Origin of the sequence: Helicobacter cinaedi CCUG 18818 = ATCC BAA-847, assembly GCF_000155475.1 — a bacterium.
Classification (GTDB): Bacteria; Campylobacterota; Campylobacteria; order Campylobacterales; family Helicobacteraceae; genus Helicobacter_C; species Helicobacter_C cinaedi.
In genome coordinates this window covers 507,318-530,272 of sequence record NZ_DS990391.1, presented here as the reverse complement: position 1 = coordinate 530,272, position 22,955 = coordinate 507,318, and the positions used below count along the sequence as shown (strand labels likewise).

At 38.2% G+C, this 22,955-nt stretch carries 20 protein-coding genes; 13 read left to right on the top strand and 7 right to left on the bottom strand.

Features of this window, described 5'->3' with window-relative positions:
- Window positions 1-55: 55 nt before the first annotated feature.
- The 3 genes from HCCG_RS02750 to HCCG_RS02740 form a co-directional block, all read right to left on the bottom strand.
- Window positions 56-2,689: a DEAD/DEAH box helicase family protein gene (locus HCCG_RS02750; protein WP_002955892.1), complete on the bottom strand. Its 2,634-nt coding sequence runs from the start codon at window positions 2,687-2,689 to the stop codon at window positions 56-58.
- Complete coding sequence (locus HCCG_RS02745) at window positions 2,682-4,721, bottom strand: DNA methyltransferase (protein WP_002955891.1); 2,040 nt, start codon at window positions 4,719-4,721, stop codon at window positions 2,682-2,684. The genes HCCG_RS02750 and HCCG_RS02745 overlap by 8 nt, the downstream gene beginning before the upstream one ends.
- 409 nt (window positions 4,722-5,130) lie before the next feature.
- Window positions 5,131-5,433 (bottom strand): aldo/keto reductase, encoded by a 303-nt coding sequence (locus HCCG_RS02740; RefSeq protein ID WP_002955890.1) that lies wholly within the window; start codon window positions 5,431-5,433, stop codon window positions 5,131-5,133.
- A gap of 171 nt (window positions 5,434-5,604) precedes the next feature.
- Between HCCG_RS02740 and HCCG_RS02735 the strand changes: the two genes are divergently transcribed.
- Window positions 5,605-6,327, top strand: coding sequence for a triose-phosphate isomerase (locus HCCG_RS02735; RefSeq protein WP_002955889.1), 723 nt, complete (start codon window positions 5,605-5,607; stop codon window positions 6,325-6,327).
- A gap of 102 nt (window positions 6,328-6,429) precedes the next feature.
- Here HCCG_RS02735 and HCCG_RS12790 read toward each other — a convergent pair whose 3' ends face one another.
- Together HCCG_RS12790 and HCCG_RS12145 are read right to left on the bottom strand one after the other, a co-directional pair.
- Window positions 6,430-6,558: a hypothetical protein gene (locus HCCG_RS12790; protein ID WP_268257949.1), complete on the bottom strand. Its 129-nt coding sequence runs from the start codon at window positions 6,556-6,558 to the stop codon at window positions 6,430-6,432.
- Window positions 6,559-6,610: 52 nt separating this feature from the next.
- Complete coding sequence (locus HCCG_RS12145) at window positions 6,611-6,772, bottom strand: hypothetical protein (protein ID WP_002955888.1); 162 nt, start codon at window positions 6,770-6,772, stop codon at window positions 6,611-6,613.
- Window positions 6,773-6,901: 129 nt separating this feature from the next.
- Here HCCG_RS12145 and fabI point away from each other — a divergent pair, with 129 nt between their 5' ends.
- The 7 genes from fabI to HCCG_RS02700 all read left to right on the top strand — a co-directional run bounded on the left by fabI (window position 6,902) and on the right by HCCG_RS02700 (window position 15,334).
- Window positions 6,902-7,738, top strand: coding sequence for an enoyl-ACP reductase FabI (fabI, locus tag HCCG_RS02730; protein WP_002955887.1), 837 nt, complete (start codon window positions 6,902-6,904; stop codon window positions 7,736-7,738).
- 35 nt (window positions 7,739-7,773) lie between these two features.
- Window positions 7,774-9,117 carry a 30S ribosomal protein S12 methylthiotransferase RimO gene (gene rimO / locus HCCG_RS02725; RefSeq protein ID WP_002955886.1) on the top strand — a complete coding sequence of 448 codons (1,344 nt, stop codon included), beginning with the start codon at window positions 7,774-7,776 and terminating at the stop codon, window positions 9,115-9,117.
- A 118-nt stretch (window positions 9,118-9,235) separates the two neighbouring features.
- On the top strand, window positions 9,236-11,242 hold the full coding sequence (locus tag HCCG_RS02720) for a methyl-accepting chemotaxis protein (protein WP_002955884.1): 2,007 nt from the start codon (window positions 9,236-9,238) through the stop codon (window positions 11,240-11,242).
- A 191-nt stretch (window positions 11,243-11,433) separates the two neighbouring features.
- Entirely contained in the window at window positions 11,434-12,450 is a 1,017-nt protein-coding gene (pta, locus tag HCCG_RS02715; RefSeq protein ID WP_002955883.1) for a phosphate acetyltransferase, read from the top strand.
- Between the two features lie 34 nt (window positions 12,451-12,484).
- On the top strand, window positions 12,485-13,690 hold the full coding sequence (locus tag HCCG_RS02710) for an acetate/propionate family kinase (protein WP_002955882.1): 1,206 nt from the start codon (window positions 12,485-12,487) through the stop codon (window positions 13,688-13,690).
- A gap of 24 nt (window positions 13,691-13,714) precedes the next feature.
- Entirely contained in the window at window positions 13,715-14,260 is a 546-nt protein-coding gene (locus HCCG_RS02705; protein ID WP_002955881.1) for an isochorismatase family protein, read from the top strand.
- Between the two features lie 165 nt (window positions 14,261-14,425).
- Window positions 14,426-15,334, top strand: a complete 909-nt coding sequence (locus HCCG_RS02700) for a J domain-containing protein (RefSeq protein ID WP_002955880.1) — start codon at window positions 14,426-14,428, stop codon at window positions 15,332-15,334.
- A 16-nt stretch (window positions 15,335-15,350) separates the two neighbouring features.
- On the opposite strand, the gene HCCG_RS02695 is transcribed toward HCCG_RS02700, so the two are convergent.
- Window positions 15,351-15,830, bottom strand: coding sequence for a TM2 domain-containing protein (locus HCCG_RS02695; RefSeq protein ID WP_002955879.1), 480 nt, complete (start codon window positions 15,828-15,830; stop codon window positions 15,351-15,353).
- A gap of 62 nt (window positions 15,831-15,892) precedes the next feature.
- Window positions 15,893-16,591 (bottom strand): endonuclease, encoded by a 699-nt coding sequence (locus tag HCCG_RS02690; RefSeq protein ID WP_081445313.1) that lies wholly within the window; start codon window positions 16,589-16,591, stop codon window positions 15,893-15,895.
- Window positions 16,592-16,749: 158 nt separating this feature from the next.
- Here HCCG_RS02690 and HCCG_RS02685 point away from each other — a divergent pair, with 158 nt between their 5' ends.
- The 5 genes from HCCG_RS02685 to HCCG_RS02665 all read left to right on the top strand — a co-directional run bounded on the left by HCCG_RS02685 (window position 16,750) and on the right by HCCG_RS02665 (window position 22,707).
- On the top strand, window positions 16,750-17,370 hold the full coding sequence (locus HCCG_RS02685; RefSeq protein ID WP_002955877.1) for a hypothetical protein: 621 nt from the start codon (window positions 16,750-16,752) through the stop codon (window positions 17,368-17,370).
- A gap of 127 nt (window positions 17,371-17,497) precedes the next feature.
- Window positions 17,498-18,784 carry a hypothetical protein gene (locus HCCG_RS02680; RefSeq protein WP_002955876.1) on the top strand — a complete coding sequence of 429 codons (1,287 nt, stop codon included), beginning with the start codon at window positions 17,498-17,500 and terminating at the stop codon, window positions 18,782-18,784.
- Between the two features lie 17 nt (window positions 18,785-18,801).
- Window positions 18,802-19,695 carry an NAD(+)/NADH kinase gene (locus HCCG_RS02675; protein ID WP_002955875.1) on the top strand — a complete coding sequence of 298 codons (894 nt, stop codon included), beginning with the start codon at window positions 18,802-18,804 and terminating at the stop codon, window positions 19,693-19,695.
- 60 nt (window positions 19,696-19,755) lie between these two features.
- Window positions 19,756-21,306 (top strand): AAA family ATPase, encoded by a 1,551-nt coding sequence (locus HCCG_RS02670; RefSeq protein ID WP_015453861.1) that lies wholly within the window; start codon window positions 19,756-19,758, stop codon window positions 21,304-21,306.
- Between the two features lie 3 nt (window positions 21,307-21,309).
- The gene (locus HCCG_RS02665; protein ID WP_015453860.1) at window positions 21,310-22,707 is read left to right on the top strand and encodes an NFACT family protein; all 1,398 of its coding nucleotides are present in this window, start codon (window positions 21,310-21,312) and stop codon (window positions 22,705-22,707) included.
- Window positions 22,708-22,955 lie beyond the last annotated feature (248 nt).

Genomic DNA, 22,955 nt, shown 5'->3' with positions numbered 1-22,955 from the left:
TTTTATCGCATAAAGATTTAAGCTAAATTTATACCCTTATAGATTCTCATTCCTTTTACGCCCCTAGCACCACTTTTCTAAATTCTTTTTTAAAATCTTCTTCTTTTGCTTTACTAAAAAACCCAAGTCCCCTTAGCCTTAGATTCTTAGCATTCTTCTCCCTCTCTCTCACGCTTACAAGCTCGCTCTCTAAATCTAGCAAAAGATTCTCTTTCCACTTATCATTAGATTCTAGTTGCTCCCCCTTAGCCTCTATCACGCATTCAAATAGCACTTCCTTATTATCCCCACTCACACCAAAAAACACAAAATCCGGGTTAAACCCCCGCACTTCCCCCACATTATCCCTGCCAAAAAGCTTAAATTCGCTAAAGCATTCATTGCGTATCACGCACCAGTGCTGATATGTTTCATCTAGCCTATCTTTATAGCCATTGATAAAGTCTAAAAACGCCCCTTCATAGCTAGAATCCGCTTTTAGCATTTTGTCATACACTAGCCATTGATATTTGCTTTTTTCTAGCTCTTTTTCACTCCATAGATCTCTAGCCCTTAGCGTAAAATACTTTATCCTAAATGGCTCTATCTCCCACTTTGCACCCTTAGCGTTTAGAATCTCTTTTAGCCTTTTTACTATGAAAGTTGCGATATGCAGTTGCGATGCTCTGCTAAATTCCTGCTTTTTGTGAAATCGCACTTCTAGCGTATATAAATGCTTCTCTATAAACTCCCTCTTACTCCCCACTTCACGCAGATTTTTTAGCATATTAAAGCCTATGTTCTCTTTATTCATCGCCTTTAGAAACACGGCTTCATTGATAGATTTTAAGCTCTTTATAGCAAATTCATCTTCGCTAAATTCTTGCTTTTTATAGGCTTCTACTTGTGATTTTTCCCTGCTTCCTAGTAGCGGTATAGAGAGTGTGCTTATAGTATTTTCTATCTCTTTTGCTTTGTGAAACAAACTCTCATTTTCCTTAAGCTTTCTTATATCATTGCTCATTATAGGTAAGCTTAGATTCTCATCGTGTCTTGCAATATCTTTAGCAACATCTTTAGAATCTTGTGTCGCATTTTTAGCAAACTCCCTTGCAAGTGTGAGTGCCTTTTCTTGTGGGGTTAGAATATAGCGTTTCCTTGTATCTTGTGCGGGTGTGCCTTGATTTTCTAGCTCTTTTTGTAAAGCAGTGATATAGCTACTCTCATTAAAGGAATGATAGCTTAAAGCCTCTAGCACATCTAAGGCATTTTGCTCATTGTCAAACTTCCTTTTATCCACTTCATAGCCCTCTTTATAGTAAAAGGGATAATACCTTGCCCCTCTCCCTATAAGCTGGGCATTGCTCGTTGTTTTATTATTATCCTTAGCATTATCAAGTCGCACGATGTCATAGAGATTTAGCACATCCCAGCCCTCATTTAGCCTATCTACGGCAAATATCACGCGCAAAGCATTATCTCTAGATTCTAGAGTATTGACTCTTTTTTGATTTGCTTCTAAGTCTTTTTCATCATTCATATTTATGCAGTAGCTTTTATCAAAACTAGCCTTTATATGCTCCGCTACTTTTACCGCGTAGTTTTCAAACGCCTTTTCAAAGTAGCCCTTTGCCCTTTGCAGTAGCTCATCTCCACTAGAATCCACATTTTGCAAAAATCTCTCAATCTCTTTAGAATCTAGCTTTTCTAAAAACTCATAAAAGTCCTTTTCATTCTCTTTTGACTTAGCGATACTCCCACTTTTAAAGAGTATCACAGGCTTGACATACACGCTAGAATCTCTGCCTACAAACTGCCGAAAAAGGCTCAAAATACACGCTCCTAAAAATAGCTCCTTTAGCTCCCTGCTCTCATATTTGACTAAAAAGATTTTCTTACTATATCTATCGTTATAAAACTGCTTCAATGCGTATTCATACACGATTTTATCTCTATATTTGTTTAGGACGCTTTCATCATTTGAGATTGTCGCGCTAAATTCTAGCAAGAGATTTTCGCTATTTTGCCCTAAAGCACTTTTTATCGTCCCCTCCCAGCTTTGCTTTTCTATTTCTTGTGCTTTAGTTAGCTTACTTTTGGTATCTGTGTTTAGATGATGTGCTTCATCAGCGATAAGCACGATTTTACGCCCTTTTAAATCCGCTAAAGTTAGGCTATTTTCTCTCTCTTGGGTAAAAAGTGAATGCAGTCCTTGAATGGTATTAAAGCTTATATTTATGCTTTCACTATCACACGCACTAAAGCTATCCACACTCCTTACTTCCACGCGTTTAGAATCTATGATAATACTCTCACTAAAGAGATATTTGCTACTTGTTTTATCGCAAAAATTATCCCTAGTCTTTTCCACAATCGCATTAGAATTCACAAAAAACACAAACTCCCTATATCCCCTTTTATACAAGTCCAGCATTAACGCCGCCATTATGAGCGTTTTCCCACTGCCTGTTGCCATATTAAACATTAAGTGATTGCCATAGTGATTACTCTCACTTTTGCCTATGCTACTCTCACTATCAGCGATAAGTTCCCTTTGTGCGAGATAATACTTTAATGCTTCTTTTTGATACTCTCTTAGCTCTTTGCTTAGATTATCTGTGATATAGCTTGGGATTTCAAGCTTTTTCAAATGCCTTTCGCCATATTCTTTTGCAATTTGGTCTTGTAGCTTTTGTGTATTTTCACTCATCATTTTCCCCATAAAAGATTTTATTTAGCTCCCTTAGTTCATCACTTACCCCATACTCACTATCATCTATATCATCATACAAAACATAATCCATATTAGAATCTAAAATCGCATATAAAACCTTTCGTTTCTCATCAAGGCTTAATGCGCAAAATTCTTTATCCTTTAGCATTGCTTGTATATCCACTCTATAATCTACAAAGGCTTTAGATTCTAAATCGTTGTAGATTTTTTCTAGCTCTTTTTCTATACTTGTCATATTGAGCGATAGCGAAATATCTTTATGCAAATCTTTTGTAGATTCTACATTTTTAGATACTTCGCAAGGCTTGGTATGACAAGGGGCAGTATGACAAGCTAAATTTTGTATTTTCTCTTTATACACCACATTCAAAGGCATTAACTTGCAGTAGATAAAGCTCCCACCTCCTTGCCAATTTACCGCTTTACTAATCCCTCCTTGCTCCCCTGCTACCACCTTTTTAAGCCGCTCTTTTGTGATAGATTCTATATAGTCCATTTGCTCTATCCCTATCCAGCGTCTATTCATTTTCATAGCTACTGCTAGAGTCGTTCCACTTCCTGCAAAAAAGTCCATTACTAAATCATTTTCTTGCGTGGATATTTCTATAATGCGTTTTAAAAGTGCTTCTGGTTTTTTACCATTTTTAAGTTTTACTTGTCCTTCTTTTGATATACCCTGCCAAAAATCATCTGTGAAAATATTTGTCAAATAATCCATTTTTATAACAACTTTATTTTTTATATCTACTCTGCAAAATTTTTCAAGCATTAGCACATCTTCATTTTTGAAAATAAAATTGACAGTATCATCTTTTTCCACAATGAAAAAATCAGCTTCTATTCCAGAATCTGCAATTATTCCACGAATTGTTTTTTCATCATTGGGAGCAGTTCTAAAAATACTTTTGATATTTTCAAAATAAAAGCTTTTTAATCTATCTTTTTTTGAAATATTCTCTATCTCATAATGTTCTTTATTGAGATAAAAAATATTATTTGAATTTGGTAGTTTAGTTTTTTTGGATAAATCAAATTTTGTAAAAATTTTATTGTAATTATCTTTCGTTTTATCACAATCGCTACCAACAACAGAAGTGTCAATTTTTAAAGTTTTTAAATCGCTCGCAGATTTATTTTTAACATAACATAATATATACTCAGCACAATCAAAAAAAGCTTCTTTTCCACTACCAACTCCGCTAGGTGCTTTAACTTTGCAAGTAATCATACAAATAAAATTCTCCCGCCCAAAAAATTCGTCCATTAGCACTTTTAAATAAGCCTGTTCGTTGTCATCGCATTGTATAAATATCACGCCATCATCTCTTAAAAACTCTTTTGCGATTTCAAGGCGATTTTTCATAAAAGTAAGCCAAGTGGAGTGATTGAAGTTGTCATTATAATTAAAGCTATCATTGCCTGTATTATAAGGTGGGTCAATATAAATAAGTTTTACTTGATTTGCAAACTTCTTTTTTAAAGAGTGCAGAGCTAAAAGGTTATTGCCTTTGATTAAGAGATTAGCATTGTTAAGATTTTCTTTTAAATCCCCTTGCCCTATAAGCTCAAAATTTTGCAAAGCTTTTGGAGAAAATAAAATATCAATCTCACTTCTAGCCAACACTTCATTAAAAAATATTTCCTTGCTCTTTTGCTCATCTTTGCTTTGTGCGCCCTTTAAAACGCAGTCTTTAAAGGGGAAGTTTAGCACGACTTTTGAAGTGTTTTCAAAGCTAGATTCTAACTGCAAACCGATTTTATTACTAAAAGCAGTGTAGGATTTATTAAGCATTCTAAGCTTTAAAAAGTCTAAAAACTTATCCTTTTCAAAGACTGCTACGCTATCAACTCTAGTGAAAAACCGCTCTCTAAACTCGGCATTTTCTAGCAAAAAGCTTAAAAGCTCTCTATTAGAATCTATGGCTAGAGTGCGAAGATTCTCTATGCTTTGAAACTTCTCTTGCAAGGTTTGTAGTAGATTATGCTCTTTGTGTGTTGCTTTTTGCATTGTGTATCCTTTAAAAGCTTGGTAATTACTGCATAAAATTGTAGCCAAAGATTGATAATTGCAGGATTTTCTCAAAGAAACTAGGCTTTGTGTGTCTAAAAAAACTTACGCTTTGTTCTCTCAAAGAAACTTTGCTTTGCTTGTTTTTTTAAGAAACCGCACTTTGCTTGTCATATTGAGCGTTAGCGAAATATCCCTTGTCATTTTCTAAAGAAGCTTCGCTTTGAGTTTGCGTAGCAAACGAAAAATCTCTTTTAGATTCTGTATTTTTAGATACTTCGCCTAAAGGCTCAGTATGACAAGGGGAGACATCTAAATTTTTGTCATTGCGAGATTTTGCATTAACAAATTCGTGGCAATCTATACTAAAATCTAGCGTTTTGTGGGCAGTTTGTGTATAGAGATAGCCTTAGCAGTCCCAGCCAAAAAGGCTTTTATTCCTATCAAGTTGCGTGATAGAATCTCTCTCTTTTTGCGTTAAGCTAAAGTCAAAAAGCGTGAGATTTTCTTGCAGTCGCTTTAAGCTTGAAGCCTTTGGGATAATACTCATTCCTTTATCTAGCAAAAATTTCAAAGCAATTTGTGCAGTGCTTTTATGATGAGCTTTTGCTATACTTTGCAAAGTCTCATTTGTAAAAATGCCATTTTTCCCACAGGCTAAAGGACTCCACGCTTGTAAGTGGATATGCTTAGATTCTAAAAATGTTTGCAATGTGCTGTTGGAATAAAATATGTGCTTGAAGAGTATTCATACAATGCCTTTTGTGAGATAAAGTGAGATGATGGGAATTGTAGCTGAAAATGATAAATTTGAATGATTGGGGGTTTTAGGGTAGAATTTGGGCTTTTTATGTTTGAGCAATAAGCGATGTAAAGGAGTAATATGAAAACAATTATTGCTGGGAACTTTAAGGCAAATCTAACGCGAAAGCAGGTGGCGGCTTATACGCAAGGATTAGAGAAGTTTTTAGAATCTCAATGTGCAGATTCTATTAAAAATCATAAGCTACAAGTGGATATTTTCCCCTCATACACGGCGTTACTTGAGGATAATTTTAAGCATTTTCACATTGGCACACAAAATGGCTATTTTGCTCTATCTGGAGGTTTTACGGGCGAAATTGGGCTTTTACAATTACAAGAATTTGAGATTCATCGTATTTTGATTGGGCATAGTGAGCGTAGGAATCTGCTTGGTGAAAATAGTGAATGTATTGCCAAAAAGTTTAGATTCTATGCTGAAGCGGGATTTGAGATTTATTACTGCATAGGGGAGGATTTGCAAACGCGTGAAAAAGGCGAAGAAGCGTTAAAGAACTTTTTGAATGCACAACTTGCAAACATTGATGTAAGTTATCCTAAACTGGTTGTAGCCTATGAACCTATTTGGGCGATTGGCACGGGGGTAAGTGCAAAGGCGGAGCAGATTGCAAAAACACATAAGATTCTAGCGGAGATGACACAAGCTCCATTGCTGTATGGCGGGAGTGTGAATGCGGATAATGCGGGGGAAATTCTAAAGATTCCAAATGTAAGTGGTGTGCTTGTAGGCTCGGCAAGTTTGGAAATGGAAAGCTTTGCTAAGATTATTAAATCTGCACTTTAGGGGATTTGCTATCAAGTAAAAGAAGCTACAAGCCCCCGCAACGATAGACTAAAAGGGCTTGTAGGAAACTTTATTTAAGCTTTTTAATAGCTTTTTCTATACTCACACACTGCAAGGCCCAATAGATTCTTTTATCTCTTTGCTTGTAGGCTTAGCTTTGTCTTTGAGTGAATTTAGTGCATTTGGCTTGGAGTTTTTCTTGAGCGTTACCGCCAAGGAAAAATTTCTCATCTTGTGAAAGCCTTTTTGTCATTTCTTTAGCTACACAAGCATTAAGGTTTTCTCATTCTTTTTCATTCAATATCTTTTTGTATAGCTCATCAATGCTCGGTTTTGTGTAAGTGTAGATATTTTCTTGAGAGTTTTGCTCTAGCTCCGCTTGAGGTGTAGGACCGCACCGATAAGATAAACCGATAAGATAATAGGTAAAACCAACTTTTTTCATTTTTCTCTCCTTGTTTTTTCTTTAAAAGTCTTGTAAAAGCCTGAAAAATATTAATGCAAAAGAAGTATAATTTGCACTTTTAAAACACTTTGTAAAATTCGTGCAAAAATCTATGTAGAAGGGGCAAATATGATCTTAAAAGGCAAAAAGGGACTTATCGTTGGTGTGGCAAATAATCGCTCTATCGCTTATGGCATAGCTAAGGCGTGTAGAGAGCAAGGAGCAGAGCTTGCTTTTACATTTTTGAATGAAGCATTAGAGAAGCGTGTGCGTCCTATTGCTGAGGAATTAGGAGCAAAGGAGCGTGTATATGAGCTTGATGTGGGCAAGGAAGCACATTTTAGCTCTCTTGCTTCAAGTCTTAAAAAAGATTTTGGCTCTTTTGATTTTATCGTGCATTCTGTGGCGTTTGCACCAAAAGATGCATTAGAGGGGGATTTTATCCAAACAAGCAAGGAAGCCTTTAACACAGCAATGGAAATTTCTGTGTATTCTCTTATTGAGCTTGTCCGCACACTTGTTCCATTACTGAATAATGGAGCGTCTATATTGACTTTGACTTACCTAGGCAGTGTGAAGTATGTAACAAACTATAATGTTATGGGTGTGGCAAAGGCAGCGTTAGAATCTAGTGTGCGTTATCTTGCCTATGATTTAGGCAAACAAGGTGTGCGTGTGAATGCCATCTCCGCTGGTCCCATCAAAACACTTGCAGCAAGTGGGATAAGTGATTTTAATATTATGCTTAAGTGGAATGAGGCAAATGCACCATTGTGTAAAAATGTTAGCATTGAGCAGGTGGGGAACTCGGCTATGTATCTTTTGAGTGATTTGGCAAGTGGCGTTACGGGTGAGGTGCATTATGTTGATGCGGGATATAACATTATGGGTATGTGTGCTACTGAAAGCATTGATGGTAAGGTAACGCCACGATGGGATATACTCACAGCTAACACTCGCAAATAGCTCATACAATCAACACAAATAAAAAGGTAGGCTTTTTGCAATTTTCTACAAATTATCTTCATCTCATTTCCCTTGGCTGCACGAAGAATCTTGTAGATTCTGAAGTGATGCTAGGGAAGTTAAAAAGCTATCAACTTACCCCTGAAATTACAAAAGCTGACATTATCATTGTCAATACTTGTGGATTTATAGAATCTGCCAAGCAGGAGAGTATCCAAACTATCCTTGAAGCTTCTGCTTTGCGTAAGATCGGGGCAGTGCTTGTGGTGAGTGGCTGTTTAAGTGAGCGGTATGCCAAGGAATTGAAAAAGGAGATTCCAGAGATTGATATTATCACGGGTGTGGGGGATTATGACAAGATTGATGTAATGGTAAAGGAGCTAAAATCTCTCCAATCTCAAAGGGTGTTTTTAGCGACCGAATCTAATGAACGCGTGATTATAGGCTCATCTTTTCACGCTTATATTAAGCTAAGTGAAGGATGCAATCAAAGTTGTAGCTTTTGTGCGATTCCCTCATTTAAAGGTAAGCTCCACTCCCGCACACTGGATTCTACAATCAAGGAATTGCAAAGCCTGTATGAAAGGGGCTTTAGAGATTTTAGCTTTATCGCTCAAGATTCTAGCTCGTATTTGCGGGATTTGGGGCAAAAAGATGGGCTAATAGAGCTTATAAAAGCTATTGACAATCTGCAATTACCCATAAGTTGTAGAATCTTATATCTCTATCCCACCACCACAACTTTGGAGCTTATAGAGACTATTGCTAATTCCACTTGCTTTTTGCCTTATTTTGATATGCCCATTCAGCATATCGCGGATTCTATGCTGAAACTTATGCGGCGTGGGGCAAATAGGGCTAAACACATAGAATTGCTAGAATCTATGCGGAAGATTCCAAAGAGTTTTATCCGCACAAGCTTTGTGATAGGACATCCGGGGGAGGGTGAAAAGGAGTTTAGGGAATTACACGATTTTGTGGAGGGCTTTAACTTTGATAGGATTAATCTCTTTGCTTACTCGCCACAGGTTGGAACATTTGCTTATGATATGCCCCAAAGTGTGAGTGTTAAAACTACAAATGAACGCATTAACAAGCTTAACCGCATTGTCAAATCGCAGTTTAAAGCTCACAGTAAAGCCCTGCTAGGACAGGAAGTTATCGCTATTTGCGAGGGCAAAAGTGAGATAAGTGAGTATTTTTACAAAGCTCGTTTGCAGCCGTGGGGCAAGGATATTGATGGGGAGATTCTTATAAATGATAGTGAGATTTGCGATAATTTAGGGCAAATGCTCCCTTTAGATGAAGGCTATTATCGTATCCTTATCACGGAGCAGAAGCAGGATTTTCTTTTCGCTAGGGCATTGGAGCGTTTGTAGTTGTAAAACTAGCAAAATTTACACATTTTGACAAATTTTGCTAGTATTGCTAGGTTTCTTTTTAAGAGTTTAGGTTATAGAGTGTTATAATTTGCATATCGTTTTTAGGGGGTTCTCTATGTTGTTCTTTCTTCGTCATTTGGGCATCAAAGGGCAAGTTCTCGCTCTTGTTGCCATTCCTATTATTGCACTTGTGTGTTTATTTTTTGTACAACTTTCCCAAACTTTACATTCCATTTCATCAGCTGAAATTCTAAAAGAGCAGATTAGAATCTCCGAGCAACTCTCTGCCCTTGTGCACGAAATGCAAAAAGAACGCGGTATGAGTGCGGGATTTCTCGCAAGTAAGGGTAAGAAGTTTGCAAGTGAGCTTCAAGCCCAACGACTTCTTACGGATAAAGCATATAAGAATTTGAGTGATTTATTCGCACAAAGCAAGGATTTACCACAAAGTTACCAAGCTCAACTTAATCAAGGATTAGAATCTGTTTCTAAAATTACGCAAATACGCACTATGGCTGATGATTCTCTATTAAGCCATAGCAATGTAACGCCGCAAGTCATAGGATACTACACCACGACAATAGCATTTTTGCTTGATAGTGTGTTGGAATCTACAAAGCTTATCCACGATGCAACTTTGGCAAAATCAATGGTTGCTTATGTGATTTTTTTGTATGCAAAGGAGCGAGCGGGGTTAGAGCGAGCCACAGCAAATGGAATCTTTGCGAGTAATGTTGTGCCAAGCGATACAAACTACAACAAGTTTGTATCGCTTATTGCTGAACAAGAAGCATTTATGAAACTTTTTGTTTCCCTTGCTTCGCAAGAGAGTATTAGATTTTATTTTAATGCTATTAAACATCCAAGCTTTGCTAAAGTGCAAGAAATGCGAGAGATACTTCATACAAAGCGACATAGCGGGGATTTTGGCGTGGAGGCAAAAGAGTGGTTTGATACTATTACAACAAAGATTGACACGCTTAAAGAGATTGAGGATTTTATCTCTCGTCGTCTTGATACCTTTATAAATTCTTATCTTAATGAGCTTTATAGTGAGCTAAAAACTTGGCTTATTGTGAGTGGAATCCTGATTCTTTTGGTACTTATTTTATGTGTGCTTGTGCTGCGAAGCATTCTTACACGACTTAATAATGTCAATACAAAGCTTTCTTATATCACCGAACATCGCGATTTAAAAGAGCAGATAAAGGTGTTGGCAAATGATGAGATATCTACAATGGCGCGTTCTGTAAATGCCTTTATCCGTTATATTCACGATGTGTTTGTAGAGTTTGCCAAACAGGCTAAAAACAATCTCTCTATCACACAAGCTCTTGTTAATGTTTCAAGCAAACTTGATAGCAACACAAAGCATATTTCTCAAATTTCGGCAGACAACAAAAGCTTAGGAGAAAAAAGTCGCAGCATTATAGAGCAGAATATCACCCTTTCTAATGCGACAAAAGAAGCTTTAGAATCTGTGTTGGATAATGTAGGGCATACACGGGAAATTATAGAATCTACTAATCAAGAGATTCGTGATGATGCCATAAAAGAAAGCCAAAATGCCGATAAGATTCTCTCTCTTGCCAATGAAGCAAAAAATATTCAAGGTGTGCTTGTCGTGATTACTGATATTGCAGATCAAACAAACCTACTAGCTTTAAATGCCGCCATTGAAGCTGCTCGTGCTGGGGAACACGGACGGGGCTTTGCGGTTGTGGCTGATGAGGTGAGAAAGTTGGCTGAACGCACACAGCATTCCATCACGGAGACAAGTAGCATTATTCAATCTATCTTGCAGTCTATTGATGAGATTTCCACAGATATGGAAAATAGTTCTAAATCAATGCAACATCTTGCCGAGCAATCAGAGGTTATGCATAGTAATATAGAAGCACTTATACATCTTGTGCAAGAAGCTATGGAAAAATCTCTCTCAAGCTTGGAGGGTGCAAAAAAGGTCAATGCCAATACAAGTGCAATACTAGATAATGGTGCAAAAATAGCAGTGTGCGTTGATGAGATTGTAGATATTAATGAAAAAATGCAGGAAAGTTCTAAAAATTTAGGCACACAGACAAAAGAGCTTGATGAGATGATTGGCACTTTTAAAATTTGATGTATTGATATAATATATCATTAAGATAGGGCAGATTCTCTCAAAAAAGATAAAAAAATCTTGTATAAACTCATAAAAATATGTATCATTTTTACACATTTTATAAAAGCTATTTTAACAATAATGTATATTTTTAACACACTTAGTTTATGATTGAGTTTTACAATATTTTAGAATCTTGGGAGGAGAAAATGGGTTTTATTGACACGATTAAAGCTCAAGCACGAGCAAATAAAAAGAAAATCGTCCTGCCTGAAGTGACTGATTTGCGGACGATTGAAGCGGCTGTAAAGATTTTGAGCGAGGGCTTTGCAGACATTGTTCTTGTTGGGCAAAAAGATGAGATTCTTACTCAAGCTAAAGGCTTGAGCCAAGCTCACCTGCCGCTTATAGAAGCTTTAAATAACGCCACTTTTCTTAATGCTAAAGACAGTGCATTGCTTGATGACCTAACAGCCTTGCTTGTGAAGCTTCGTGCTCATAAGGGAATGGATAGCACACAGGCTAGAGAGCTACTTGTCAATGATAACTTATATTTTGGTGCAGCACTTGTCAAAAGTGGCAGGGCTGATGGTATGGTTGCAGGAGCGATACACGCCACAGCCGATGTGTTGCGTGCGGCATTGCAGATTGTTGGCACAGCGGCAGATTCAAAGCTTGTTTCAAGCTTTTTTATTATGGATATTCCACATTGTGATTATGGCTTGAATGGGACATTTGTCTTTTCTGATTGCGGTTTATGTCAAAATCCTACCGCTGAAGAACTCGCCCACATTGCTATCTCAAGTGCAAAAAGTTTTGAATCTGTTATGCATAGTGAAGCTATGGTAGCAATGCTTAGTCATTCTACTTATGGGAGCGCTAAGCACGCCGATGTGGATAAAGTGGTAGAGGCTACGAAAATAGCTAAAAGTTTAGCACCTAATCTTAAGATTGATGGGGAGTTGCAGCTTGATGCGGCGATTGTGCCAAGTGTGGGAGAATCTAAGGCAAAAGGCTCAAGTGTCGCAGGAAAGGCAAATGTGCTTGTTTTCCCAGATTTAGATGCGGGGAATATCGGCTATAAACTCGTGCAGAGATTTGCTCGTGCAGAAGCCTATGGACCAATCACGCAGGGTATGGGTGCGCCAATTAATGATCTTTCGCGTGGGTGCAGTGCTGATGATATAGTGGGCGTAGTGGCTTTAACAGCACTTCAAGCCAAATAAATATCAAATAATTTTAGAATCTAAAGGAGAGAAAATGAATGTTTTAGTGATTAATTGTGGGAGTTCATCTTTAAAATTTCAGCTTTTTAATGCTGATACGGAAAAGGTTTTAGCAAGTGGAATCTGCGATAGAATCGGCATTGAAGGCAGTGTGCTAAACTACAAAGATAGTGAGGGTAAAAAGCGTGAGAAAAAAGAGCCAATGCCAAATCATACAAAAGCTATTGAAATGGTGCTAGAAGCTTTGACTGATAAGCAAAATGGTGCGATTAGCTCACTTGCTGATATTCGTGCTGTGGGGCATCGTGTGGTGCACGGGGGAGAATTTTTTAAAGAATCTGTGCTTATTAATGATACGGTTATTGCTCATATTAAGGAATGTGCAGACTTAGCCCCATTGCATAATCCAGCTAATCTTATGGGGATTGATGTTTGTCGGCAGAAAATGCCAAATACGCCTATGGTGGCTGTTTTTGACACAGCATTTCATCAAACTATGTCCCCACAAGCTTATATCTATGGTGTGCCTTATGAGTGGTATGAGAAGCACAAGGTGCGGAGATATGGATTCCACGGGACAAGTCATAAGTATGTATCGCAAAAAACAGCGGAGTTTTTGGGGCTAGATTATCATAATTCTAAAATCATCGTATGCCATTTGGGGAATGGCTCATCAATTTCAGCAGTTAAAAATGGTAAATGTGTGGATACAAGTATGGGGCTTACTCCGCTGGAGGGGTTGATTATGGGGACTCGCAGTGGGGATTTAGACCCTGCCATTTTGGAATACATCTCAAAACGAGAGGATTTAGATATACAAAGCATTTTAAATATGCTGAATAAAAAATCTGGTGTGCTTGGAATCTCGGGCGTTTCAAGTGATTTTAGAGATTTGCTTGATGCGGATTTGGGCGGTAATGAAAGGGCAAAACTCGCTCGTCTAGCCTTTGCCTATCGTGTGATGAAGTATGTGGGAGCATATTGTGCGGCGATGAATGGCGTTGATGCGGTGAGTTTTTGTGCCGGTGTAGGTGAGAATGCGAAGTTTATCCGCGGTATGATAGTAAAACAGCTTGAGTTTTTGGGTGTAGAGCTTGATGAAGAGGCAAATAATATCTGCGGACAAGAGGCGATTATCTCAACACCAAATTCTAAAGTCAAGGTGTGTGTTGTCCCCACAAATGAAGAGCTTGTCATTGCGCGGGATACAAAGACTATCGTTTCACAGCTTAAAGACTAGCTAAATCTTACTTAGGAGGGGAAAATGCGTACGGTATTAAAAGCAAAGAAAATGCTTTTTGTATGCGTGGATATACAGGAGCGACTTTTGGAGCTTATGGCTCATAAAGAGAGTGTGGTAAAAAATGCGAATATCTTGCTTCAAGCTACACAGATTTTACAAGCGCCACTTTTGGTTACAGAGCAGTATCCAAAGGGGCTAGGCAAAACGCATAGTGCAATTAAGATTCCAGCAAATACGCCTATTTTAGAAAAAACGAGCTTTGGAATCTTTGGGAGTGAGGGCATAAAAAATCATATTGCTAAAAGCAAATGTAAGACTTTAGTGTTTTTTGGCATTGAAAGTCATATTTGTATGCTTCAAAGCATAGTAGAAGCTAGGAATCTAGGCTACGAATGCTACTTTGTAGCTGATGCTTCTAGCTCACGCAATGCTCTCAATCACGACCTTGCCTTAGAGTTTTTCCGCACCATTGGTGTGAATGTCCTACCCACAGAGGCGATTTTGTTTAGAATGCTAGGAGATTCTAAACACGAACATTTTAAGGCAGTCTCAAATCTTGTGAAGTAGATTTGGATTCTACCTTGTTTTCTTTGGTCTATTTAACTGAATCTGGGTGGTTTGAATAGTCTTTAAAATTAATCTTAGGAACTTTATTTGCTTATTTTGCCGATAGTATAGAATCTTACATAATTTCTAAAGGGCAGATTCTACAAAGAGTGAGGCACAAGGGCTATGAATGTAACACTACTGCAAAAATATATTCAAATCACGGTTGAAGAAGATAATGAGTTCCTACACAAAGCCCTTGCCTATGCCGAAAAATACTTCTCCAAAAGCTATCGTCTATCCCGCACGATTCTTATCCTTGATGATGGGGAGCGATTTAAGAAAGATTATCTTGTAAATTGGGCGTATCACGCCTTTGGGCAAGATGAAAAGCACCAAAAGCTTCATCATCTGCTAGATTCTAAAGGTGAGCTTGGCGAGTATCAAGGGCGTGAGAATCCCACGCTAGAATCTCTAGAATCTAATGAATTGCAACAACCCATAGAAGAGCCGTTGCAGGATTTAAAATATCTGCTTGATTTTACCTATCTCCCTATACGCATTAAGATTGTGGGGAAAAACTCTCTTATTGAACGCGTGAAAATCTCCCTGCGATTACTCAACACAAAACGCATAATGCTAAAAATGGATAAGGCAAATTCTGTCGCTAGACGCTATATCGCACAAATGTTTGAGGAATATTATGTGGGCTGCGATAGAGATGAGATTTATCTAGATTCTACAAAGCCCTATTTTTGGGAAAGCATAATGAATCTTATTAGTTTCAAAGTGATACATAATGTCATTTTAGACTTTGATTATGATAGCTTTAAAAATCGCGGGGGGTTAGGGAGCTTTGAGAGTTCATTTTTGACTGATGAGGAGAGAATCTTGCGAGGGTGCTATATGACGCTAGAGTGTCATTACCAAGATGACTTTGCCTTGGTAAAGAAAAACTATCTCAAACTTGCTAAAGAATATCACCCTGATAATGTCTTTGGGCAAGATTCACAGATTGTAGAGAGCTATAATGATAGGTTTAGGAAGATTCAAGAAGCGTATGAAAAGATTAAAACCTATCTCAAAGCCTCCTAAATTTTGTGATATGTAGTTACCTTATCCCGCTAGAATCCCCAGCTTCTAACATAGACAGACATTTTGTGATTTTATTAAAATTATCCTGCTTAATGCCCTTCCACACAAAAAACCAATCCGCAATTACCCAGATAAATGGCACAAGTAAGGCTAACAACCCCAAAAAAAATCCTATGAAAAAATACTCATCTCCATCAGTCCTACCGATACTTGCCCCAACTACAATAAATACTGCAAAGAAAACAAAGCCTAAAATCCCAAGAATTATCTTTAAGATTCCAAGTCCAATATCGCCTTTATAGAATCTATCCGCTCCAAAATGTCCCAAAAACAAGCCTAGCACCAAGCCAATCACAGGATCTTTCAGCGGTAAAAAGCCAAGGGAAGAAATCTTATCATTTGGGAACTTATCAAGCTGCTGTTGAAGTGAGAAGGCTGTCTCTGCTGGAATCTTATTTGCCCATTGTTGAGTGAGCATAAATGCGTAATTATCCATAGTGAAATCCTTTGTTGATGAAAAGCAAAATTATAGTCTAAGTTATTAAATGCTTTAACTTCCTAAAAACCCTGCATTTGAAGCAATCTTATCTCATATTCTGTCGGTGGATAGGCTTTATTCCACGATTCCATTAGGCTTTGCTCTTCTTGTGTAAGGGTGATTTTATACTGCTTTGCCATATACAAATAGATTCTAGCGATTATGCCCTTGACTTCATCGCGTGGATAGAATCTTTTGTTTTTAAAGTCCGTGTAGGCTTGGCATTTGCCATACTGCCCTTGTGGGACTTGCTTAGATTCAGCATAGGCAAAGTTGCTTCTATCGGCATTTATCTCGCCTATGGCGGGGACGAGATTTCTTTTTTCTGCTTCCATTTTTCTAAAATTTTCATCATTCGCACACGCTTTTCTACCGCCCTTTTGCCAACATTCAAGATTCCCACCAAAGCGATGGGCTGGCATAATGTGTTCAAACTCAATGCGTTTTGCCCGTATATTTGCCTTGCCCTTGCTTGTAAAAGGCTTCCTTTGGGTGTATTGCGGAGATTCTAGAATCTTTAGCCTGTCTATATCAAACTCCACTCCGCAATAAAACTCCGTGTGGAAATTGTGCTGCTTATAGGCTTGTTTGAGCTGCTGTTTGCTTTGAGAAAAGCTTATAGATTCTGGGCTAACATTCGCACAACCATAGGCAAAAATAGCAAAAAGCACAGCAATAACACTATGGCTAAAAAGGGCTTGGAACTTGGGTTTTGACATTTTTACTTCTTATGATTTTTAGCAGATTCTAGCAGGAATAAGTAAAGTCGCCTTGAAGATGAAAAAGGGCAAATACAACAAGGGCGATGAAAGGAATGCTTTTTGCTAAATCCTACTTCAAAGCACGGAATGTGCGTGTTTGATAAAGGAGTATCGCAATGGAAAGGAAGTCATCAAAGGCGAAGTTTTATCTTATGGGTTTTGCGCTCTTGCTTCTTGCTACACTTGGCGGGGTGTATTACTATATGGTGGAGTTCTCAACGCATTCTTTAGAAGAAGTAACCCAAAATATAGAATCTAAACTTTTAGAGCAGGATAATATCGCTAAGCAATCCCAGCTAGATTCTGCAAATTCACAAATCAAGCTTTTAAAGGCTCAAAAAGAGAGCCTACAAAAACAGCAGGATAACGCACCGATGAAGCTACGCTACTCCATTAAGCCAAAGGATAAAATCGTAGCTCATTGTGTCAATATGAAAGTAGGACGCTATGCTATGCCTAAAAACTGCACCGAATCGCTAAAAAGTGGCATAAATGAGATAATTAAGCAAGATAATACGATTGTGGCGTTTGAGATTTCAGGCATTGTGGATACGCGTCCTTATGCGGGGCGTAGCCCAGAGCTAAAGCAAGAAGGATTAGCGAGTTTTCGTGCAAAAGAAGCCATTATGATAGCCACTCGGCAAATGCCAAGTGTAGCGGCATTTGAGGGATTATCTCAACAGAGGGCAAATCAGCGGGGTTTTGTCGTCCGTGCGTTTTATGTAGAGAATAAATAAAATGCCTTTCATCTCTTAAGGCAAAATAGCGTTAGGATAAAGAATGTAGGCGTTGGGCTGTAATGATATTAGCTTTTCTATTTTAGAATCTAGGCTATGTTGATTTGTACGATTTAAAGGGGCTAATATGCAAAAGATTCAAAAGATTCTAGTTTTTCTATGTTTGTTAAGTGCGTTTTTATTTGCAAAGGAGCTTGATGTAAATCGCATAAAGCAAGGGGATTTTACAGAGCTAAAAGCCTATCTCACACAGCTAAAATCCATATCTAAGCAAAGGGATTTAAACTTTAATGAATATCAAACACTTGCTAGATTTGGCATTGTAGATGGGATAGATGGCGTGTATAATGGCGGGAGTAATAGGGAGTTTGCGAGTGTTTATTACTCTAAACTTTCCCCATTTCTTGCTAAAGAATTTGGGGATTTGTTTGCAGAATACGGCATTCCTTTAGGCAATGACATTGAGGAGATTAAGCCTGAATATTACTTGTATAATGAGTTAGTATTCTGGTTTAATGGAGCAAATCTTAGAGATTCTAAGCAGATTTTCACAAAAAAGGCTTATGAATCTTTTCTCTTTTTTAAGCATAATGCCGCATTTGCCACAAAAATAGACAAAGAAGGGCAAGAGATAAGAAATTGTGCCTATGGTGATGCAGGTGGTGGCGAGTGTGAGTTTATCTTTAAAAAGCCTGTAAAGGCAAAAGGCATACTTACTTTTAATGCTGACTTTTCTTCGCCGCCTAATGAAGTGGGTGCGTGTGATTATCCTGCATATTTTAGCACTTTTAAGACGCAAGATTCTAGGCTAGAGTTTATCAATGATGGGCATATTGTTTTAGATAAGCGTGAGTATTATGACAAGCTTGCCCAGCTTTTGCCAAAGTGGTATAAAAATGGGCTTGGTGGGAGTGTAGGCTATGAAGTGGAAGTAGAGATTGCAGGTATTATGCCTTGGAGTTTTTCAGCGTGTGCAGATGGGAAATATGTAACTATCACAAATATCAAAGTGGAAAAAAAGCTGCAAGATAACCCAAATACTAGAAAAGACTATGAAAACATAGAGAGTGAATTGAATGTATATAGGCTTAAACTAAACAGCACAGATAGATATGTGAATCTGCGCGAAAAGCCAAATGGTAAGATTCTAGAGCAAATCCCTACTGCTAAAAGTGATGCAATTTTATTGCTTAATCTCAATATGTCGCTATGGGAAGTTAAAGGTGTGAGTGAATGGCAAAGGCAGCTTGGCTTTGAAAGGGCTGAATTTAGTGGTTATAAAGAAGTTATGGGACAAGAATGGATAAAGGTGCTTTACTTCCCACCAAGCCTTTCGCCAAAGACACAAACAATCACGGAAGCAAAGATAGGTTATATCCATAAATCACAGCTTGTTATGGGCGATTTGCCTTGAAAATAGCTTGATTAAGAATGATAAAAATGAGCGATAGAATGAATACAAACAAGCCCATACGCAAAGTCGGCATTGTGCTACGACCAAGTAGCCCCGAGCTTAAAGGCGTATTTTTACAAACGCGTGAAATGCTTGAAGATTCAGGCATTGAAGTAATGCTTGAAAGCATAAGCGGAGGAATGATAGAGCTTTTAGGGCGAGATTTTGCCAAAATCGCCTCGCAATGCGATGGCTTTATGAGTCTTGGGGGCGATGGGACGCTCATTTCAATGCTAAGACGAGCTTTTGCTTATAATCTGCCTTGTATGGGGATAAATACAGGACGGCTAGGCTTTTTAACCGCTTTTATGCCAGATCAATTACAAGCATTTATCCCGCATTTGCAAAATGGCAGCTACGCTTTAGAATCTCATCTTGTGTTGCAAGCCCTTGTGTTTGAAAGCAAAGATTCTACAACGCCACTGCACAGCATTCTAGCGATTAATGAGTTTCTTATTAACAAGCACGAGTTAAGCGGTATGGTGCAGATTGACGCACATATTGATGAGATGTATTTTAACTCCTATCGTTGCGATGGCTTGATTATCGGCACACCCACAGGCTCTACGGCGTATAATATCAGTGCGGGAGGCTCTGTCATCTATCCATATTGTCGCAATATTCTGCTTACTCCCATAGCTCCGCATTCCTTAACGCAACGCCCTTTGGTGTTAAGTGATGAATTTGTGTTAGAATTTTATGTCAAGCAGAGAGCAAAGCTGATTATTGATGGGCAAGAAATGCTAGATATTTTGCCACATTACAAGGTGCAGATTCGTGCTTTGCCCCAAAGTGCTATGCTAATTTATCCGCCAAATAGGGATTACTTTAGCGTTTTGAAAGAAAAGTTTAGCTGGGGGCAGGAGCATTAATTTAGCAAGATCATCAAAAGAGTGTTAGATTCTTAGCCCAAGCACACAAAAGGAAATAGAATGATGAGTAGAATCTTAATCCACAACTCCCCTGCGTTTAAAGATGTAGAGCTATATCTGCAAGGGGGCTTTAATGTCTTTAGTGGGGCAAGTGGTAGCGGAAAGTCTGTCTTTATGGAATCTTTGACTGCTATTTTTGGGATTAAAGAGAGCAATGCGGACTTGATAGAGGCAAATATTGATGTATCGCACATTGCATTTGATTGGGATAATTATGGCATTCCTAATGATTTAGAAAATGAGATTGTGCTAAGCATTGTAAAAAAGGATAAAACACGCTACTTTCTTAATCACACTTCAAGCTCAAAAAAACGCCTTAATGAGCTTGTTTGCGGCTTTGCTAAACATATCAGCACCAAAAGTGGCGATGAGCTAAGCCCGCAAAATCTTTTAAGGATTTTAGATCATTTTATTGCTAAAACGCATAAGGCACATTTAGAGTTGCTTACAAACTATGAGAGAGATTTTTTAGCACTGCAAGAGGCTCAAAAACAGCTCAAAGAGCTAGAATCTAAGGAGGCAAATATCGCCACACTCAAGGAATTTGCCACTTTTGAAATACAAAAAATACAATCACTCCAGCCAAAAGAGGGCGAGTATGAAGAGCTTTTAGCCCTAAAAAAAATGCTATCCAAACAAGAGCGGATTAAAGAGCAGATGTATAAGGTGCGAGAAGCGTTAAATGCGACACAGCATTTTGAAGAGTTTTTAAGCCTTATTGATGAGAAATGCCCCACCTTGCTTGAAGGGCTAAGTGAGTTTGAAGCCATTATTGAGACACAAGAAGAGCGTTTAAGCGAGATAGAGGGGCTAAATCCTGAATCTATGCTTGATAAAATTGCTGCTTATGCCGAGCTAAACCGCCGATTTGGCGGGGTAAAAGAATCATTGGCATATATGGAGGAGCAAAAGCAAAAACTCAAAGAATATGAAAATTTAGATTTTAATAAGCAGGAGCTAGAAAAGCAAATTACAATTTTAAGTAAATCTTGTGAAAATATGGCTAAGGAGCTATTTAATAACCGCTCCAAGTCCCTTGAAGCGTTGAATACTAAAATCACAGAGCTTTGTGAGAGACTGCGGCTTAAGGCTAGTGTATTGAAGCTTCAAGAAGTGGCAATGCAAAAAAGTGGGAATTGTGAGCTTATATTAAAACTAGGCGATGCCGATGTGTCTGTGCTCTCTTCTGGGGAGTATAATCGTTTGCGTTTAGCGATAATGTGTATTGATACCGAGCTTACACCCAGAAGTGGGATTTTGGTGCTTGATGAGATTGATGCGAATTTAAGCGGGGAAGAGAGCGAGGGGGTGGCCAAGATTCTAAAAACGCTTTCAAAAGATTATCAAATCTTTGCGATTTCTCATCAAACCCATATGCCCTCCCTTGCGGATACGCACTACCTTGTGGAAAAGGCTCAAGATTCTAGTGTGATTACAAAGCTTGATTTTGAAGGTAGGGTAAAAGAAATTGCGCGTATGATAAGTGGAGCAAATATCACAAATGAAGCAATGGAGTTTGCTAGGAAGCATTTAAAAGCATTAAAGGAATAAGTTTTGAATCTAGCATTGCTGAAAGGTGTGGAGCGGTATTTGCAAGGGATGCAAAGCATTGCTGTGGCTAAACGCAAAGATTCTAATCTTTTTTTATTTGTGTTTAGGGATACAAGCGGGGCAAGGCAGAGTTTGTATTTTGATATGAGTAAGGCTCAAAGTCATATTTTCATCGCTCCAAAAGAGATTTTGCAAACGCGTGAGTTTAACGCCCCTTTTGATACCAAGCTCACGCAATGCACCACAAATGCGGAGATTCAAAAGGTGCGTGTTGATGGGGAGAATAGAATCTTGCAGTTTTTACTCACCCAAAAAGGCAAATATAAAAAGCAGAGCTTTTGGCTAATGTGTGAATTTACAGGCAAACATACTAATATGATTATTTGCGATGAAAAGCTCATTGTGATTGAGGCTTTGCGGCATATCCCACAAAGCAAGTCTTGGCGTGAAGTAAAAGTCGGTGCGTTTTTAGAATCTCTACCACAAAGGGCGGGGGAGAAAATAGAATCTTTAAGCGAGAGTGAGACGCAAGAAGAGCTTATTGCAGCCTATCAAAAGCATTATCTTTCAAAGCAGGAGCAGAAAAAGCACAATGCCATTATGAGCCTAAAAGCGAAAAAAGCAAAGCTAGAGCAGGTTTTAGCAGATTTGCCACAATATGAAAGCTTAATAGAATCTGCGGCGTTGTATGCGAAATATGGGGAACTGCTTTTTACACATTTACATACCTTGCCACCTTATAAATGCCAAAATGCAGAAGTTGAAGTAAAAGATTTCAATGGCAAAAATGTGCTTGTGCCGCTGCCACAAAATGTGCGGGATTTCACAGAAGCGGGGAATTTTTATTACACACAGAGTAAAAAGCTTAATAAAAAGGCTAAACATTTGCATTTGCAGCAAGAGAATTTAGAATATAAAATCAATTTTATATGCGATGAAATGGCGTTTGTGGAGCGATTTGGGGAAGTTGAGCTGTTTTCTAAGAATCCTAAGCTAAAAAATGCTGGGGCGAAGCAAAAGGCGGAAAAAGCCGAGTTTGAGAGCTTTTTTATTGATGGGTATAAAATCAGTGTGGGGCGTAACGCAAAGGAAAATCAAAGGCTTTTAGAAGTGGCTAGGGCTGAAGATTTGTGGTTTCATATCAAAGATGTGCCAAGCTCTCATTTGATTATCCATTGTGGGAAAAACACCCCGCCAAATGAAGTGCTACATAAGAGTGCGGAGATTCTCGTAGGGCTATATATCGCACGAAAGGGTGTCGGAGACTTTGTGGTGGATTATACAAAAAGGCGATTTGTAAAGCTCTCCCAAAACGCACAGGTAACCTATGCCAAATATACAAGCATTATTTGCAAAGCTGATAGCACGGAATGCAAAGTCGTGGGTAGAATATCTGTTTGAGACAAGGCATAAGGTAAAAGCCTTATTTATCGCTAGGGTTTTTGTAGCTCTTTTGTAAATTAAAGAAAAATTACATTTTTACACTTTGGCGGGTAGTTTTTGTAATAAAGTATTAGATTTTATGCCTCCCCACCCCCCAATATATGCTACAAACAAGTTCCTGTCAATGAGTGTATAAATCAAAAATGCGAGATTAAAAAAGAAAGGAGTATTCAATACCCCTTAAGATGTGAAAAATACTTAAATCT

Bases quoted from the DNA above. Each gene is read 5' to 3' on its own strand.
- HCCG_RS02720 (WP_002955884.1), top strand. From the start codon at position 9,236: ATGTTGTTCTTTCTTCGTCATTTGGGCATCAAAGGGCAAGTTCTCGCT.
- HCCG_RS02670 (WP_015453861.1), top strand. From the start codon at position 19,756: ATGATGAGTAGAATCTTAATCCACAACTCCCCTGCGTTTAAAGATGTA.
- HCCG_RS12790 (WP_268257949.1), bottom strand. From the start codon at position 6,558: ATGAGAAATTTTTCCTTGGCGGTAACGCTCAAGAAAAACTCCAAGCCA.
- HCCG_RS02675 (WP_002955875.1), top strand. From the start codon at position 18,802: ATGATAAAAATGAGCGATAGAATGAATACAAACAAGCCCATACGCAAA.
- HCCG_RS02680 (WP_002955876.1), top strand. From the start codon at position 17,498: ATGCAAAAGATTCAAAAGATTCTAGTTTTTCTATGTTTGTTAAGTGCG.
- HCCG_RS02710 (WP_002955882.1), top strand. From the start codon at position 12,485: ATGAATGTTTTAGTGATTAATTGTGGGAGTTCATCTTTAAAATTTCAG.
- fabI (WP_002955887.1), top strand. From the start codon at position 6,902: ATGATCTTAAAAGGCAAAAAGGGACTTATCGTTGGTGTGGCAAATAAT.
- HCCG_RS02690 (WP_081445313.1), bottom strand. From the start codon at position 16,591: ATGTCAAAACCCAAGTTCCAAGCCCTTTTTAGCCATAGTGTTATTGCT.
- HCCG_RS02705 (WP_002955881.1), top strand. From the start codon at position 13,715: ATGCGTACGGTATTAAAAGCAAAGAAAATGCTTTTTGTATGCGTGGAT.
- HCCG_RS12145 (WP_002955888.1), bottom strand. From the start codon at position 6,772: ATGAAAAAAGTTGGTTTTACCTATTATCTTATCGGTTTATCTTATCGG.
- pta (WP_002955883.1), top strand. From the start codon at position 11,434: ATGGGTTTTATTGACACGATTAAAGCTCAAGCACGAGCAAATAAAAAG.
- HCCG_RS02700 (WP_002955880.1), top strand. From the start codon at position 14,426: ATGAATGTAACACTACTGCAAAAATATATTCAAATCACGGTTGAAGAA.
- HCCG_RS02750 (WP_002955892.1), bottom strand. From the start codon at position 2,689: ATGAGTGAAAATACACAAAAGCTACAAGACCAAATTGCAAAAGAATAT.
- HCCG_RS02745 (WP_002955891.1), bottom strand. From the start codon at position 4,721: ATGCAAAAAGCAACACACAAAGAGCATAATCTACTACAAACCTTGCAA.
- HCCG_RS02735 (WP_002955889.1), top strand. From the start codon at position 5,605: ATGAAAACAATTATTGCTGGGAACTTTAAGGCAAATCTAACGCGAAAG.
- HCCG_RS02695 (WP_002955879.1), bottom strand. From the start codon at position 15,830: ATGGATAATTACGCATTTATGCTCACTCAACAATGGGCAAATAAGATT.
- HCCG_RS02685 (WP_002955877.1), top strand. From the start codon at position 16,750: ATGGAAAGGAAGTCATCAAAGGCGAAGTTTTATCTTATGGGTTTTGCG.